Origin of the sequence: Mesobacillus selenatarsenatis SF-1, assembly GCF_000813125.1 — a bacterium.
Classification (GTDB): domain Bacteria; phylum Bacillota; class Bacilli; order Bacillales; family Cytobacillaceae; genus Mesobacillus; species Mesobacillus selenatarsenatis.
Map to the genome: position 1 here is coordinate 1 of NZ_BASE01000126.1, position 15,542 is coordinate 15,542.

Below are 15,542 nucleotides of genomic sequence, written 5' to 3' on the forward strand. Positions count from 1 at the left end.
CATAGGGTGACTTCGGACATTTCCAGCAAGACCACTCGATGTTTTCTCCGAACACGGGGTGACTTCGGACATTTCCAGCAAGACCACTCGGGCTTTTGTCCGAACTTGGGGTGACTTCGGACAACTTTCCCTCATTTCCTATAGCTGTCTGAACAAGAAATAAAAGCGTGAAATCATATGATTTCACGCCAATTTCGAAATTTATCTTTTATTATAAGACACTTGCATGTCCTTTATAGATGACGCCTCTTGCTGAGTCTACCGTAATCTCCTGGCCATCTTCAAATAGCTTCATTGCGTTTTCAACGCCAACTATGACTGGGATTCCAAGGTTCAATCCGACTACTGCCGCATGGCTTGTCAAACCGCCTTCTTCTGTAATCAAGGCGCTGCACTTCTCAAGCGCCGGGACCATTTCGCGGTCTGAGCCGATTGTTACAAGGATGCTGCCTTGTTTTACCTTACTGATTGCTTCTTGTGCATCCTTAGCAACAACTACTCTTCCGTATGCAGACTTGCGTCCGATACCTTGAGCTTTTGCAAGGATATCGCCTACTACATGGATCTTCATCAGGTTAGTTGTGCCTGCTTCTCCAACCGGTACGCCAGCTGTGATGACGACAAGGTCACCGTGCGAAACAAGACCACTGTTCACACTTTCTTCTACTGCGATTGCGAGCATTTCGTCAGTTGTTTCAGCTTTTTGACCAAGCTGTGGGTATACTCCCCATACTAGAGCCAGGCGGCGAAGAACATGGTCATTCGATGTTGCTGCAATGATTGGAGCCTTCGGGCGGTATTTTGAAATCATACGTGCTGTATGGCCGCTTTCAGTCGGTGTGATGATTGCGTTCACTTCAAGATTCAACGCTGTATGTGCAACCGATTGTCCGATAGCATCTGTAATATTGTGCTCTGTATCTTTACTGCGCGCTGATAAAAGTTCTTTATGATCAAGTGCTTGTTCTGCACGTGATGCGATATTATGCATTGTCTGTACAGCTTCTACAGGATATTGTCCTGCAGCTGTTTCACCAGAAAGCATGATTGCATCTGTACCATCAAAGATTGCATTTGCTACGTCACTTGCTTCTGCGCGTGTCGGACGCGGATTGCGCTGCATGGAATCAAGCATCTGAGTTGCCGTAATAACAGGCTTACCAAGTGTATTGCACTTTTTGATCAGTTCTTTTTGCACTAGTGGTACTTCTTCTGCCGGAATTTCGACACCAAGGTCTCCACGGGCAACCATCAGGCCATCAGAAACTTCAAGAATTTCGTTGATGTTGTCGACGCCTTCCTGGTTTTCAATTTTAGGGATGATCTGGATATGGGAACCGTTGTTTTCTTCAAGAAGCTGGCGGATTTCCAACACATCTGTCGCGCGGCGCACAAAAGATGCTGCGATAAAATCTACACCTTGCTCAACACCGAATAGGATATCCTTTGCGTCTTTTTCTGTGATTCCTGGCAAGTTAACAGAAACACCTGGTACGTTTACACCTTTTTTATTCTTAAGCGTTCCGCTATTCATAACCCTAGTTTTAATCTCATTGTTAGACTTGTCGATGCTGATAACTTCCAGTCCGATCAATCCGTCATCAAGAAGGATTTTCGCTCCTGGATGTACATCATCAATCAATTGGTCATAAGTAACAGAGAACTTTTCAGCTGTGCCTAGAATTTCTGTCATGGAAACGATGCATTCCTGGCCTGTCGTAAGCTCGATCGCTCCGTTTTCCATATCATTCGTGCGGATTTCGGGGCCTTTTGTATCAAGAAGGATACCTACCTTCTTCCCTGTTTTCTCAGCAGCTTCTCTGATATTCTTGATACGTGCTGCATGTTCCTCGTGATTTCCGTGTGAGAAATTAAGGCGGGAAACATTCATACCTGCTTCAATCAATTGAACTAATTTGTCTACACTTTCACTTGCGGGACCAATTGTACAAACAATTTTTGTTTTGCGCATAGCTTGCAACCTCCTGGTTTACTGTAAAGAGATTAAATAGAAAGCTCTTTCGATAATTTATATAAGTTCAAGTCAACAGTATGCTCTTTTGCCAAAGCTTCGATGATATCGTAATCAACTAATTGATTCTTTTCCATTCCAACAGCACGTCCACCTTTGCCTTCCAATAAAAGCTCTACTGCCCGTGCTCCCAGCCTGCTTGCAAGGACGCGGTCGAATGCTGTAGGCGTTCCTCCGCGCTGAACATGGCCAAGGACCGTAACACGTGTATCAAAGTCAGTCTCTTCCTGCAATTGCTTCGCGAAATCATAACCGTTCATGACACCTTCTGCTACAACAATAATACTGTGTTTTTTACCACGTTCATGGCCTTTTTTAAGGCGGCCAGCTATGTCCTTCATATCATGTGGATCCTCAGGAATCAGGATAGTTTCCGCACCGCCTGCCAGACCAGCCCATAATGCCAGATCTCCAGCGTTGCGTCCCATTACTTCGACAACAAATGTCCTTTCATGTGAAGAAGCAGTATCACGGATTTTATCGATTGCATCAATGACAGTATTAAGCGCTGTATCAAATCCGATTGTGAACTCAGTTCCTGGGATATCATTGTCAATCGTTCCAGGTACACCGACACAAGGAAATCCTTGTTCAGTCAATGCTTTTGCGCCTCTGTAAGAACCATCTCCTCCAATGACAACGAGACCGTCAATCCCAAGCTTATTCAATTGCTCAATTCCTTTTTGCTGGCCTTCCTTTGTCTTGAATTCTTCGCTGCGCGCAGAATAAAGGAACGTTCCACCTCGGTGGATGATATCACCAACTGAACCAAGCTCAAGCTTTTTAATATTTCCGCTCATCAAACCTGCGTATCCGCCAAATACACCATAAACCTCTACATCATGATAGATTGCTTTTCTAACAACCGCACGTACTGCGGCATTCATGCCGGGCGAATCCCCGCCGCTCGTCAAAACACCAATTCTTTTCATCTTTTCACCTCATTCAGTATGTACTGTACCAAAAACTAATCACTGTAGTATCCTGTTATTAGCTTATCTTATTATGAACAGAATACCCGGGAATATTTCTAAAATACCACGTAGAATACCGTATCTCAACTGAATCCTCAATATTGACAATAAGACGGAATTATCACGTAATTGCAAGCGCTTAAATAGGATTTTTAGCCCCGCTGCCTTCGCATTAATGACTGCTTTCAGGTACATGCCCGAGTTGTCAAGCTTTTACTTTATAAAATAAAAAATAAAACGTGCTGTTTCGCACGTTTTATTTTACCCCTATAAATTCAGTTGGAAACGAAAACTCTCCAATTTGTTTATATTTTTCGTAGCGCTGGCTTAGCAGTGTCTCTTCATCCAGAACAAGCAGTTCGGACATTGAGTCTCTTAGAACTTTATCCATATACTTTGCCTGCTGTTTTAGATCTTTATGTGCTCCGCCCTTTACTTCCGGAATGATTTCATCTATGATTCCAAGCCCTTTAAGGTCTGGTGCCGTAATCTTCATTGTTTCGGCTGCTTTTTTCGCCAATGTAGAATCTTTCCATAGAATGGCCGCTGCTCCTTCAGGCGAGATCACAGAGTACGTTGAGTTCTCAAGCATATGAATGTAATTGCCGACTCCAAGTGCCAGGGCTCCGCCGCTTCCGCCTTCACCAATGACCACACAAATTACCGGAACCGTGAGTCCTGCCATCTCGAATAGATTTCGGGCAATAGCCTCACTCTGGCCACGCTCTTCTGCCGCTTTTCCAGGGTAAGCCCCCTTGGTATCGATAAAACAAATAATCGGACGCTTAAACTTCTCAGCCTGCTTCATCAAACGCAAAGCCTTCCGGTAACCTTCGGGATGTGGCATACCAAAATTCCTGCGGATATTTTCCTTTGTATCTTTTCCGCGCTGATGGCCGATAACGGTCACAGGATAGCCATGGAACTTAGCGATGCCGCCAACAATTGCTTCATCGTCCCCATATGACCTGTCACCATGACATTCGAAGAAGTCAGTAAACAGCAAAGAGATATATTCAAGCGTTGTCGGACGATTAGGATGTCGGGCAATCTGCACTCTGTCCCACGGTTTCATGTTCTCGTAAATTTCAGATTCAAGCTTTTGCAGCCTTGTTTCCAATTTATCAATTTCAGCCGTAAGATCTACATCCGTATTCTGTGTGAATTCCTTGAGCTCACTGATTTTTTTCCTGAGCTCCATTACCGGTTTCTCAAATTCTAGTTCTCCTGCCATTCGAAAGTCCCTCCTGGCTGATGGATTTCAAGTATTCCTGAGATTTTTTCTTTTAATTCCGTTCTCGAGATCACAGCATCAAGCTGTCCATGCTTCAGCAAGAATTCAGATGTCTGGAAGTCTTCCGGCAGCTCTTCGCGGATTGTCTGTTCAATGATCCTTCTTCCTGCGAAGCCGATCAAAGCTCCAGGTTCTGCTAGATTGTAGTCCCCAAGCGAGGCAAAACTCGCGGAAACTCCGCCTGTTGTCGGGTGAGTCATAATTGAGATGATCAACCCGCCATTATCACTGAACCTTTTCAATGCGACGCTTGTTTTCGCCATTTGCATCAAACTCAAAACACCTTCTTGCATTCTGGCTCCACCCGATGCGGTAAAAATAATAAATGGTACCGATAATTCATCAGCTTTTTCAATCGCCCTCGTAATCTTTTCACCTACGACGGAACCCATGCTTCCCATCCTGAAAGTCGCATCCATAATCGCTATAGCGACATCAAGTCCATTCACACTGCCTAATCCGGTAACTACCGCTTCATTTAATCCTGTTTTTTCCCGGTCCTTTTCGAGCTTTTCCTCATATCCTGGAAATCCTAATGGATTGCCTGAAATCATCTCACGGTCCAGCTCGCGGAAACTTCCGGCATCGAGGAAGCTGTTGATTCGCTCTGCTGAATTCATTTGATGGTGGTAACCGCACTGGAAACATACTTTGCAATTTTTATTCAGTTCTTTCGTATACATGATTTTCTTGCAGTTCGGGCATTTCGTCATGATTCCTTCAGGAACATCCTGCTTTGCAGCTTCAGAAGGAATTGTTGCGTACTTTTTCTTTTTCGTTTTCGTAAAAAGTTCCTTAAGCAAGTTATAACCCCCTCCGAATAATGCTAGTTATTTTGTAATATCCTAAATTTAGTAACAAAGAACTAAGTGGCCAGACCACTATTTCAAAAAAGAAAGAGAGGCTGCCCTCCAAGCATCATAGGCATGTCCACAAGTATATAACATCCTTTCTACAAAAGATGTTACTTCATGTCGTCACTCTGTCGACATTTTCCGCAGCATGCGATACCTTTCGAGGATCAGGTCTCCTCTTTTTGTTTCAAGCGAGTCTACCAGTTTGTGATAATCAGCTTTTTCAGCGGGCGATACTTTCAGCTGAAGTGCATCATAATAATCATTCAATATATACCAGATACGATAAAAAAGATGATTGTCAGCCTGTTCGGCAATTTTCCTGAAAAATTCCTCGTCCTCAAAATTATGGTCATCTATCCAGACCTTTAATCTTTTGATTTCGTCTTCCTTAAACTTTTCAGCCGCAAGATAAAGACAATCGACCTCAATCATATTTTTTGTTTCTACTACATCATCTTTAGCTTTTTCATCCTGCAGGATAAAGGTGCTTAATAATTGGACAAGCTGGTTGCCGCGGAAGTCCCTGATAAACGTTCCTTCTCCTCTTCTCGTCTCGATCAAACCGAGAAGCTCGAGGGCACGCAATGCCTCGCGAACGGAGGAGCGCCCGGCATTCAAGCGCTCTGAAAGTTCACGTTCGGATGGGATTTTATCTCCTGGCTTTAAGCCGTCTTTATTAATCATTTCCCTTAGCTGCCTGACGATTTCCACATATACTTTTGTGTTTTTTTCAGGCTGTGCCACTAAGAGATCACTCACCTTTTCCAATCAATGCTAGACGCTTGGTGCGCTCTTTAACTTCTTCCGGATCCACTTTAATGCGCGCGACTCCCGTTTCCATCGCTGCATTCGCTACAGCCGCCGCAACAGCAGGAGCTACACGCGGGTCAAATGGACCCGGGATGACGTAATCACTCGAAAGCTCGGATTCCTCGATCAGGCTAGCGATTGCGTCTACAGCAGCTACCTTCATCTTTTCATTGATATGGGTAGCCCTGGCATCCAATGCACCGCGGAAAATTCCAGGGAATGCAAGTACATTGTTCACCTGGTTAGGGAAGTCGGATCGGCCTGTACCAATTACTGCCGCTCCTGCTGCCTTTGCTTCCTCTGGCATGATTTCCGGCACTGGATTTGCCATCGCAAAAATAATTGGATCGTTATTCATCGATTGAACCATTTCAGAAGTCAATGCTCCAGCGACGGATACTCCGATAAATACATCCGCGCCTTTAATAGCATCCGCTAGGGATCCCTCAACGTTGTCACGGTTGGTGAATTTAGCCACTTCGTCCTTGATTGCATTCATCCCATTAGGGCGTCCTTCGTAGATCGCACCCTTTGTGTCACACATGATGATGTCACGGACTCCGTATGAATATAGAAGCTTAATGATTGCAATTCCCGCAGCTCCTGCTCCGTTTGCGACCACTTTAATTTCGTTCATTTTTTTGCCGACAATTTTCAGCGCGTTCACGAGACCTGCCACTGTTACAATTGCAGTTCCGTGCTGATCATCGTGGAATACTGGAATATTCGTTTCCTTTTTCAAACGTTCTTCCACAGCGAAGCAGTTTGGCGCAGCGATGTCCTCCAAGTTGACTCCACCGAATGTCGGCTCAAGCAGTTTTACAGTCTCGACAATTTTATCTACATCCGTTGTATTCAAACAGATTGGAAAGGCATCGACGCCAGCAAAGCTCTTGAAAAGAACAGCTTTACCTTCCATTACTGGAAGCGCGGCTTCAGGACCGATATTTCCAAGGCCCAAAACTGCTGTGCCATCAGAGACAACGGCTACCATATTGCCTTTCATTGTATAATCATAAACGGTCTCGGGCTTATCATATATTTCCTTGCAAGGCTCCGCCACACCCGGAGAATAAGCAAGACTCAAATCTCTTGCATTCCTTACAGGTACTTTTGATTTTGACTCTAATTTCCCTTTGTTTACACGGTGCATGTGCAAAGCTTCTTCACGTAAAGTCAACTCAGGTCCACTCCTTAGTTATAGGCTTTCTTCGCCAAAAATTGGCACTTTAGTCTTGCTCATTTCCGGCTATGAAACAGCTTGATAAACGGCGAGAATGATGAAGACAGCATATCTTCCAGAAACGACAATTATTTGCGAAAAAATACCTGATTATAAAAAAAGTTTGCCTACTACAGTGGTCTGACCACACATATCCTTTTCCAATATAACACATCTATTATACTTGTAAAGAACTAATTCTTCAGGACGACATTATTGTCACCCAATACCTTCTTCAATTCTCCCATACTTCCACGTTCTGCATTAATGCTGAACTCTCCTGGCAGCAGAAGTGATTTCTCGGTTTCTTCGTTATACACTATTACCGGTACAGCGCCATGATGTTTTTTCAATAAAGCTTTGAGTTCATTCATCTTGCCAGCACTGTCCGTTCCTTTAGCAATCCGCAAATATAGAACCGGTTTTTGGTCTCCTTCTTTTTCAAGGTCGAGCACTTGTTGCACGATAAATTGGCTCTTCCCATCACGTTCATCGAACTTTCCTTCCAGCAGCGCCATTTTTCCCTGGCCTAACACATGTCCATACTGCTTATATACAGATGGGAATACGACAGCATCTGTTTCCCCGCTTGCATCGCTAATAGTGAGGAAAGACATTGCTTCACCTTTTTTCGTCCGTATTTTCTTTTCTCCAGTGATATAGACACCAAGCCTTACTTTGCTTCCCGGAGATTTAGAGGCAATCTTTTTAACACCTGCTGCCTTGAATTCCTGTTCGTAAATAGAAGCGGGATGCTTGGATAAATAGACTCCGAGAACATCCTTTTCGAGGCTGAGCTTGTCCTCGATCCTCATCGGGTCGACCTGGGTATACTTTGGCTTCAGGGAAAACTCTGCTTCAGCGAACATATCAATCTGTCCCGAGTCATCGGGAGCCACCAGCTGTGCGTGTTCCGTCGCGACATCAATCGTTGCTAAAAGAACAGCGCGATCATGGCCGAATTCATCGAAAGCACCTGAATAAATCAACGCTTCGAGCACTTTCCTTGTGGCTGTTTTTTGAGGCACCCGGATACAAAAATCGAATATATCCTTAAATGGCTGGTTTCTTCTCACCTGGAATATTTCCTTGAGAGAGGCGATGCCTACTCCTTTGATTCCTGCAAGGCTGTACCGGACTGCGTTCCCTTCTGGCTGGAAGCTGAAAGCACTTCTGTTGATCGAGGGAGGAAGAAGCTTGATTTCCATTTGCTGCAGCTCTCTTGCATACTGCGCGATTTTTACATCATTTCCGATTGCCGAAGTAAGCAGCGCAGCCATAAAGTAGAGCGGATAATGAGCTTTAAGGTACGCCAGCTGGTAGGCAATCATGCTGTATGCGACTGCATGGCTCCGGTTAAAGCCATAATTAGCGAATCGGACAATCAAATCATAGATAAGATTCGCTGTTTGCGTATCATATCCTTTCTTTAAAGCCCCATTCACGAAATGTTCACGTTCCTGGTCAAGAACTTCCTTCTTCTTCTTTGATACAGCTCTCCTCAGCAAGTCCGCTTCACCTAACGAAAATCCCGCCATCTGTGATGCAATTTGCATAATTTGCTCCTGGTAGACGATGACCCCGTATGTATCCCCAAGAATCGGTTCAAGGTCTTTATGGTAATAGTCTATAGGCTGCCTTCCGTGCTTGCGGTCTATGAACAACGGGATATTTTCCATTGGGCCTGGACGATAAAGCGCATTGACTGCGACAATATCTTCAAACCTTGTCGGTACGAGCCTCATCAGTACTTTTCTCATCCCATCGGATTCCAGCTGGAATATACCAGTCGTCTCTCCCCTTCCAAGCATCTCGAATGTTTCTTTATCTTCAACCGGGATATCGTGAATGTCCAGCTTGCGCCTGGTTTTTTGCTGGATGGAGTGAAGGATTGAATCTATTAATGTCAGATTCCTTAATCCAAGGAAGTCCATCTTCAATAGACCTATTTCTTCAAGGTGGTCCATTGAATATTGGGTCAGGAACACTTTTGACTGACCGGATTGGATCGGCACAACATTTGTAAGTGGCTGTTCGCTGATGACAACACCTGCAGCGTGTGTCGAGGTATGCCGCGGCAAACCTTCCAGCTTGATTGCTGTTTCAAGGATTCTCTTATTCTTGGAGGATTCTTCAATAAAATCCCTTAAACCAGCAGACTCCTTAATTGCATCTTTTAGAGTGATGCCGAGTTTCGATGGAACGAGCCTTGAAAGCCGGTCAAGCTCCTTCGCGTTCAAGCCGAAAACGCGGCCAACATCCCTTACTGATGCCTTCGCAGCGAGTGTTCCAAAAGTGGCAATCTGTGCTACATGAAGCTCACCATATTTGGAGGCGACATATTCGATCACCTCATCCCTGCGGTCATCAGGGAAGTCGATATCGATATCAGGCATCGAAATTCGTTCTGGATTCAAGAACCTCTCAAAGAGAAGATTATGTTCAATCGGATCGGCATCGGTTATGTACAATACATAGGAAACAATTGACCCAGCAGCAGAACCACGCCCCGGTCCGATGAGGATTTCTCTTTCCCTCGAGTATTTTATGAAATCCCAGACAATCAGGAAGTAATCGCTGAAGTTCATTTTTTTAATGACTGACAGCTCATATTTCAGCCTGTCGATATGCTTTTGGGACGGATTTCCGTACCGCTTTTCAAGCCCCTGAAAGCACAGTTCTTCGAGCATTCCATCTGCATTTTTCCCAGGGGCGACAGGATACTTTGGCAGATGCCTTGTTTCAAAGTCAAGCATGACATTACAGTTCTCCGCTATTTTCAGCGTATTCTCCAATGCTTCAGGATACTCTGAGAACAGCTCGCCCATTTCTTTTGCTGGCTTTAGGTAAAATTCGCTGCTGCCCAGTTTTTCACGATCATCATCCTGGAGTTTCTCACCATTCCTGATTGCCAGAAGGCACTCCTGAGCAAATGAATCTTCTTTTTCCAGATAATGCACCTGGTTGGAAGCAGCCAGTGGAGTGCTGGTTTCACTGCCCAACCTTGCCAGCTGACCGACTAATTCCTTTTGCCCCGGTAGGCCCTGGTCCTGAATTGATAAGTAAAAGTTATCCCTGCCAAAAATCTGCTTGTATAGATCCACAGTCTTTATGGCTTCCTCTCTTTCACCGTTTGTTAAATAATATTCTATTTCTCCCTGGGTTCCCGGAGTTATCGCAAATAGGCCTGAAGCGTAATGCTTAAGCCATTTCACCGGTATTCCCTCAGGTGATTTCGTCTGTACAGCACTGGAAATCTTGATCAGGTTCTGGAATCCTTCATTGTTTTTCGCAAGCAGCACAATCGGGAAGGATTCATGTTCCCGAGTGGGGCTGACTACGTCAACAGTCAGGCCGAGCAGTGGTTTGACCGAGTTCCTCAGGCATTCTTTATAAAATGCGACACTTCCGTACATTACATTGCGGTCCGTCAGTGCGAGTGCGGAAAATCCTTTTGCCCTGGCATCTCGGACTAGCTGCTCTATTGTTGCCGTACTCGTGAGCAGGCTGTATGCACTATAGACATGAAGGTGAATAAATGGCATTTCTCTCACACCCTTAAAGGTTAGGTTCATCTTCTTTCATTATAGGCTTTTAAGGCAAAAAAAGAAAATATGTTCTCATTTGTTCAAGGAAGTTTAAACATATTAAATGCAGATTGTCCATATGATGAACTACGAGGAAAAATCTACCATTTACTGAGGGTGTTTTATGTGAATCAGCCATTTGCTTCCCATCTATTCGAAGCCTATTTTATCGCGCTTGGTGTATTGCTTGGCGGCTCGCTGATTGGCGGATTGGCCGCATTTTTGACAGGGCAGCCTTTAATGACGGAAATTGCCCGGTTCTCAAGTTCCATCCGGATATGGGCCATCATTGCTGCCATTGGCGGTACCTTTGATACCGTCTACAGCTTTGAACGGGGGCTTTTAAACGGTGAAACAAAGGATATCTTCAAGCAATTCTTGTTGATACTCACAGCCATGGGTGGTGCGCAGACTGGCGCACTTCTGATCAACTGGCTGACGCAGGAGCATGTATAAATGAGAATCCCCCCTTATTACCGCAGGCCTGAATGGCAGAGATTTTTTTCAGGTATGGCTATAGGCGCTGTCTTGAGCTGGTGTGTGTTCCTATATATCAACGGTGTATCCCTGGAAAAAAATGCGAAGACCATACATGAACAAAAAGATGAGATTGCTGAATTAAAAAGTGATATTCAAATCTGGATGGATGATTACGCGGAATTAAATAAAAAAAATCAGGAAAGACTGACCGTCCAGGAGATTAAAGTGAAGATTGTTAACGACCAAAAATATAAAAAATAATCTTGATACACTCAGCATCTATGAGATCGAGGAGGAAACCAAAGGGCAGCTGAACATGCTTCTTGCCAAGGATCTGGATTCGGTTTTCAAGAGCAGGGATTTGATCACCAGAGTGATTGAAAACAAATCCATCAAAGTGAATGACAAGCGTTATAAACTGAAAATCAAATCAATGGTCATCTATACTTCTGTCAGCATTCAGGTGGAGATTAGTCTTGATTGATTTGGCTGTTGGTGTTGGTGCAAAAATTGGTGGAGGACCTCGGAAAGCTGTCAGGATTCTGGCTTTATTTTGACAGCTTTGATAGGTACCGCACGAAAGCTGTCACGATTCCGGCTTTATTTTGACAGCTTTGGAGGCTTTCACAATATAGCTGTCTTGATTTTATTTTTACAGCTATAGAGTTAAACTCACTGGAGTTGTCTCAATCCGGCCAGTAAATAAAGGTAATTCCCTCCAGTTGTTATCAGTTTGTGTGACGCCTGATAAAACCGGGAAATATAAAAGAAATTCGAAGATATCGACTGGAGGGATTCAGATGAGTTTTAACAACGGAGCAGGCAATAGCGGCAGCGGTGTTGGCGGAGGTTTATTCCCTGCTTACGCCATGAACAATCTTAACAGTGAAAACCAAGTGAAGTTAAATGAGGACCAGTATGATGTATACGTGAATGATGATTTTGTTGGTCAAAAAAGCCTTAAAAGTCAAGGTGAGAATCTATCTGACATTGATGACTTCTTAAAACAGCAAGGAGTCAGTGATTTTACGGCTTCCCTTGACGGTGACCACTACAAGATCAAGACAGATGGTTCGAATGCGGAAATCGCGGATGCATTAAATGTCTATTTTAATAATAGATAAATGATAGTAGCAAGGTGCGTTTCAGTATTGAAACGCACCTTGCTTTTTGCTAATGGAGTTGTTATTCCTTGCAGGCTTGAATGAGATCAGCGAGAACTTTATCGACATCATCCCATGAATATATGGATGCACCTGCGGCCAGTGGATGGCCGCCGCCATTGTAATTCCTGGCGATCGTGTTGATCACAGGTCCTTTGGAACGAAGGCGTACCCTGATTTGATCTTCTTCCTCAATGAAGAATACCCACGCCTTGATCCCTCTGACATTCCCCAATTCACTCACAAGCAATGATGCTTCAGATGGCTTGACGGAATACTGATCAAGCAATTCGCGTTTCATGACAACCTTGGCCGCACCATTTTCCAGCAGCTCAAAGTTCTGGAGGATGTATCCATTCAACTTCACCACATTCGGTGCCAGTTCATACATTTTGTCATAAAGCTCTGTGCGCGAGAAGTTATAGTGGATTAATTCTCCCGCGTAGGCAAATGTTTTATTGGTCGTGCTTGGATATAGGAATCGGCCAGTATCGCCAACAATTCCGGCATACAGCAATCTGGCTGCCTCGTCAGACATCTTCAGGCCCTTATCCTTGAAAGTAAGGTAAAACTCATAAATCATTTCACTAGTCGAGCTAGCAGAAGTATCAACCCACTGAAGGTCTCCATAAGGATCTTCATTTGGATGATGATCAATCTTCACAAGCTGCTCCCCTAAACGATAACGCTCGTCACAAATCCGCTCAGCGTTCGCTGTGTCACATACAATGACCAGCGCTCCTTTAAAAATATTGTCAGAGATCGAATCAAGCCTTCTCAGGTAATGAAGCGATGGCTCCTCTACCCCTACAGTGTAAATATTCTTTTCAGGATAGGAAGCCTTCAGGATTTCAGCCAGCCCTCCCTGTGAACCGTAAGCATCAGGATCGGGTCTCACATGGCGATGGATAATGATTGTTTCATAATTTTCAATAGCTTCAAGTATTTGCTCTTTCATTAAAATGCTCCTTCACCTTTTTCATATCTTAATTATGAACATATTTTTTGGAAAAGAAAAGCAGGAAGACATTTTGCGGGAGTGTTTAGCTGGAAAAAAAGCGCGTTTTTTTCCAGTTTGCGAATAAAACCAGTAGTTTTACGAATAAATCCATTTTTTACTAATAAATCCATTTTTTACGAATAAAATTATTATTTTTGAAAATAATTCTATTTTTTCACGATTCCCCCATGGATGATTGCGAATAAACTCTATCCCACATTTCCTTTCAAAGCATTTCAATCTATGTATTGGCCAATGCAACACAAACTGTATGGCATTCTCCCTAAATTAACGTTAAAATAGAAGTGATTCTGAATGTGGAGGAAATGCAATGCCTATTTTTGTACTACTAATCGTCCTATCATTTGCTTTTTATATCTTTTACAAGATTAAATATGTTCGCAGCAAGCGGCCTGCTGAGCGAAAATGGCTCTCAGCCAAGTCCAGCATCGCACTCGGATTGTTCGTTGCACTGTTCGGCATCAATCAACTGTTCCTTTTCCAGACAACTGTCACATATATTGTGGGTGCTATATTCATTGTTATTGGTTTGTTGAGCGTATGGAGTGGGATTAAAGCGTATAAATTCTATCTTCCACACGCTGCTAAGGAAGCACAGGAAAATTAAGCACAATAAAGCCGATCCGGTTAAGGATCGGCTTTCTTTACCTATCAATCAATTAGTGCCTGTCAATAAGCTGGCACATCATCATGGCTTTCCCAACGAGAACTCCATCATTGAAGGCTTCGATATCGACCTTCCCGAACTTCCTACCTACCTCGAGAACCTTCGGATAAATATCTATGACACTGTCAATCTGCACAGGCTTTATAAAATAGATCGTCATATTCTCGACAACCAGATCACCTTTTTTATATCCCCGAAGCACACGGTTCGCAGCTTCTGTCACGATTGTAGTAAACACTCCATATGAAATCGTCCCAAGGTGGTTCGTCATCTGCGGAGTCACCTGGCAGCGGAAAATGTCATCATCCTTTGTTTTCCCTTTTGCCAGGACTAGCTGATTTGTAACCGTATCATCCAGCGTCTCCCCTACTTGCGGCTGGCGCTGGATCATTTGAAGGGCCTTCAATACATCCTGTCTGGTGACAATACCCTGAAGCCTGTTGGCATCATCCACAACCGGCAGTACTTCAATGCCTTCCCATACCATCATGTGGGCAGCTGAAGCGACACTCGTAGATCCGCTTACGGTCATCGGGGTCTTTGTCATGATTTTCTCGATCAATATATCCTGTTCGTTCCCCATAACGTCCTTCGATGTGATCATTCCGATTACTTTCATATTCTGGTCCACTACCGGGAAGCGGCTATGCAGTGTTTCATCCTTATGACGGTACCAATCCGACACACGGTCATTAGACTTGAGGAAGATCGTTTCCGATACTGGCGTCAGGATATCCTCGACAAGGATGATTTCCTTTTTGATCAATTGATCATAAATCGCACGGTTGATCATGGTCGCAACTGTAAAAGTATCATAACTGCTCGAAATAATTGGCAGCTGCAGCTCATCTGCCAGCTTTTTTACATGGTCTTCGGCATCGAAGCCCCCGGTGACTAAAACAGCCGCCCCTGCCCTTAACGCTTGCTCATGAGCTTTGTCGCGGTTCCCGACGATCAGCAGGTTGCCTGCTCCTGTATAACGCATCATCGCCTCCAGCTTCATCGCACCGATTACGAATTTATTCAATGTTTTATGAAGTCCGGCGCGGCCGCCCAGCACTTGCCCATCGACTATATTGACAACTTCGGCAAAAGTAAGTTTTTCAATGTTCTCTTTCTTTTTTCGTTCTATCCTGATGGTGCCGACACGTTCGATCGTGCTAACATACCCTTTATTCTCAGCATCCTTAATTGCTCTGTATGCAGTTCCTTCGCTTACGTTAAGCGCCTTGGCGATTTGGCGTACCGATATCTTTTCTCCTATTGGCAATTCATCTATATATTGAAGTATTTGTTCATGCTTAGTTGCCAAGACTTTCACCCTTTTTAATAATTTTCCGTACAAAGTAGTTCTATCCATTATCATTATAAGGTTTTAAATGGTTGGATTCAATTTAATTAGGGTGTGAGAAATTCCCTTCGTAATAAGCGCTTA

The 15,542-nt window shown here is 44.0% G+C and carries 14 protein-coding genes; 5 read left to right on the forward strand and 9 right to left on the reverse strand.

All coding sequences use genetic code 11. From position 1 onward, the window contains the following. Positions 1–211: 211 nt before the first annotated feature. From pyk to dnaE, 7 genes are all read right to left on the reverse strand, one after another. Entirely contained in the window at positions 212–1,972 is a 1,761-nt protein-coding gene (gene pyk / locus TY49_RS22095; protein ID WP_041968053.1) for a pyruvate kinase, read from the reverse strand. Positions 1,973–2,004: 32 nt separating this feature from the next. Beyond that, entirely contained in the window at positions 2,005–2,964 is a 960-nt protein-coding gene (gene pfkA / locus TY49_RS22100) for a 6-phosphofructokinase (RefSeq protein ID WP_041968054.1), read from the reverse strand. 298 nt (positions 2,965–3,262) lie between these two features. After that, positions 3,263–4,240 carry an acetyl-CoA carboxylase carboxyl transferase subunit alpha gene (gene accA, locus TY49_RS22105; protein WP_041968055.1) on the reverse strand — a complete coding sequence of 326 codons (978 nt, stop codon included), beginning with the start codon at positions 4,238–4,240 and terminating at the stop codon, positions 3,263–3,265. Then, complete coding sequence (gene accD / locus TY49_RS22110; RefSeq protein ID WP_041968056.1) at positions 4,225–5,103, reverse strand: acetyl-CoA carboxylase, carboxyltransferase subunit beta; 879 nt, start codon at positions 5,101–5,103, stop codon at positions 4,225–4,227. The genes accA and accD overlap by 16 nt, the downstream gene beginning before the upstream one ends. Positions 5,104–5,277: 174 nt before the next feature. Further along, positions 5,278–5,841: a FadR/GntR family transcriptional regulator gene (locus TY49_RS22115; protein ID WP_041968076.1), complete on the reverse strand. Its 564-nt coding sequence runs from the start codon at positions 5,839–5,841 to the stop codon at positions 5,278–5,280. Between the two features lie 67 nt (positions 5,842–5,908). Further along, a complete protein-coding gene (gene ystJ / locus TY49_RS22120) occupies positions 5,909–7,147 on the reverse strand; it encodes an NADP-dependent malic enzyme (protein WP_041968057.1) in 1,239 nt (412 codons plus the stop codon). Between the two features lie 236 nt (positions 7,148–7,383). After that, complete coding sequence (dnaE, locus tag TY49_RS22125; protein ID WP_041968058.1) at positions 7,384–10,734, reverse strand: DNA polymerase III subunit alpha; 3,351 nt, start codon at positions 10,732–10,734, stop codon at positions 7,384–7,386. Between the two features lie 168 nt (positions 10,735–10,902). Between dnaE and ytrH the strand changes: the two genes are divergently transcribed. From ytrH to TY49_RS22140, 4 genes are all read left to right on the forward strand, one after another. Continuing rightward, positions 10,903–11,232, forward strand: a complete 330-nt coding sequence (gene ytrH, locus TY49_RS22130) for a sporulation membrane protein YtrH (RefSeq protein WP_031308334.1) — start codon at positions 10,903–10,905, stop codon at positions 11,230–11,232. After that, the gene (gene ytrI / locus TY49_RS25320; RefSeq protein WP_232310505.1) at positions 11,233–11,517 is read left to right on the forward strand and encodes a sporulation membrane protein YtrI; all 285 of its coding nucleotides are present in this window, start codon (positions 11,233–11,235) and stop codon (positions 11,515–11,517) included. It abuts the gene before it with no gap. Beyond that, positions 11,489–11,740, forward strand: a complete 252-nt coding sequence (locus TY49_RS25325) for a sporulation membrane protein YtrI (RefSeq protein ID WP_232310506.1) — start codon at positions 11,489–11,491, stop codon at positions 11,738–11,740. The genes ytrI and TY49_RS25325 overlap by 29 nt, the downstream gene beginning before the upstream one ends. A gap of 316 nt (positions 11,741–12,056) precedes the next feature. Beyond that, positions 12,057–12,380: a hypothetical protein gene (locus TY49_RS22140; RefSeq protein ID WP_052442267.1), complete on the forward strand. Its 324-nt coding sequence runs from the start codon at positions 12,057–12,059 to the stop codon at positions 12,378–12,380. 61 nt (positions 12,381–12,441) lie between these two features. Here TY49_RS22140 and TY49_RS22145 read toward each other — a convergent pair whose 3' ends face one another. Further along, positions 12,442–13,377, reverse strand: coding sequence for a DHH family phosphoesterase (locus tag TY49_RS22145; RefSeq protein WP_041968059.1), 936 nt, complete (start codon positions 13,375–13,377; stop codon positions 12,442–12,444). 373 nt (positions 13,378–13,750) lie between these two features. On the opposite strand from TY49_RS22145, the gene TY49_RS22150 reads away from it, so the two are divergent. Continuing rightward, positions 13,751–14,047, forward strand: coding sequence for a YtpI family protein (locus TY49_RS22150; protein WP_041968060.1), 297 nt, complete (start codon positions 13,751–13,753; stop codon positions 14,045–14,047). 52 nt (positions 14,048–14,099) lie between these two features. Here the strand turns inward: TY49_RS22150 and TY49_RS22155 are convergent, their stop codons facing one another. After that, on the reverse strand, positions 14,100–15,419 hold the full coding sequence (locus TY49_RS22155; protein WP_041968061.1) for a CBS domain-containing protein: 1,320 nt from the start codon (positions 15,417–15,419) through the stop codon (positions 14,100–14,102). Between the last annotated feature and the right edge of the window lie 123 nt (positions 15,420–15,542).

Excerpts from the sequence above, each read along its gene's own strand:
- pyk (WP_041968053.1), bottom strand. The coding sequence starts at position 1,972 with ATGCGCAAAACAAAAATTGTTTGTACAATTGGTCCCGCAAGTGAAAGT.
- pfkA (WP_041968054.1), bottom strand. The coding sequence starts at position 2,964 with ATGAAAAGAATTGGTGTTTTGACGAGCGGCGGGGATTCGCCCGGCATG.
- accA (WP_041968055.1), bottom strand. The coding sequence starts at position 4,240 with ATGGCAGGAGAACTAGAATTTGAGAAACCGGTAATGGAGCTCAGGAAA.
- TY49_RS22115 (WP_041968076.1), bottom strand. The coding sequence starts at position 5,841 with ATGATTAATAAAGACGGCTTAAAGCCAGGAGATAAAATCCCATCCGAA.
- dnaE (WP_041968058.1), bottom strand. The coding sequence starts at position 10,734 with ATGCCATTTATTCACCTTCATGTCTATAGTGCATACAGCCTGCTCACG.
- ytrI (WP_232310505.1), top strand. The coding sequence starts at position 11,233 with ATGAGAATCCCCCCTTATTACCGCAGGCCTGAATGGCAGAGATTTTTT.
- TY49_RS22140 (WP_052442267.1), top strand. The coding sequence starts at position 12,057 with ATGAGTTTTAACAACGGAGCAGGCAATAGCGGCAGCGGTGTTGGCGGA.
- TY49_RS22145 (WP_041968059.1), bottom strand. The coding sequence starts at position 13,377 with ATGAAAGAGCAAATACTTGAAGCTATTGAAAATTATGAAACAATCATT.
- TY49_RS22150 (WP_041968060.1), top strand. The coding sequence starts at position 13,751 with ATGCCTATTTTTGTACTACTAATCGTCCTATCATTTGCTTTTTATATC.